Source organism: Polaromonas sp. P1_G2, from assembly GCF_056405515.1.
This window is the reverse complement of sequence record NZ_JBFUBY010001296.1, coordinates 1-428: the sequence shown is the minus strand read 5'-3', so window position 1 is coordinate 428 and position 428 is coordinate 1. Positions and strand designations below refer to the sequence as shown.

Sequence of the window (428 nt, the reverse complement as noted above, 5' to 3'; positions counted from 1 at the left end):
GACGACGAGGGACCCGCAAATCTGCTTGCATTCTCGCGCAATAGGCCGGAAAAGTCGAAAGATTCGGCACTGCACCGCCGAACAAGGAATTACGAAACTGGGGGGTTTCGATGAAGGCATTTTTCGAGCAGGCGAGACGGTTCCTGGCCGCCTGGCATGGCGTCATCTACGCGATTTCAGCATTCGTCATCGGCATTTTCGTCGCGTGGCATGTGCTGAGCCTTGCGACGCCGCTGTCAGGCCCCGAAATCATCCTGATGATCGTCTGCCTGGCTGGCCTGTCGGCCGGCCTCTGGCTGCGCTGGGGTGAAATGCGCCTTCTCAATGCGCTGGCGACACTCGGCATCTATGCCGGCGGCTTCGCGGCGGCGCTTGCCATCTACAATACCATCAAAGGACAGGGTGCTGCTGTCGCGGAATGGCAGATC

The 428-nt window shown here is 59.6% G+C and carries 1 protein-coding gene; it reads left to right on the top strand.

Annotation, left to right across the window (positions count from 1 at the left end; genetic code table 11):
• Nucleotides 1-110 precede the first annotated feature (110 nt).
• A partial coding sequence (locus AC1D0P_RS30215; protein ID WP_477680101.1) for a hypothetical protein occupies nt 111-428 on the top strand: 318 nt, incomplete at its 3' end.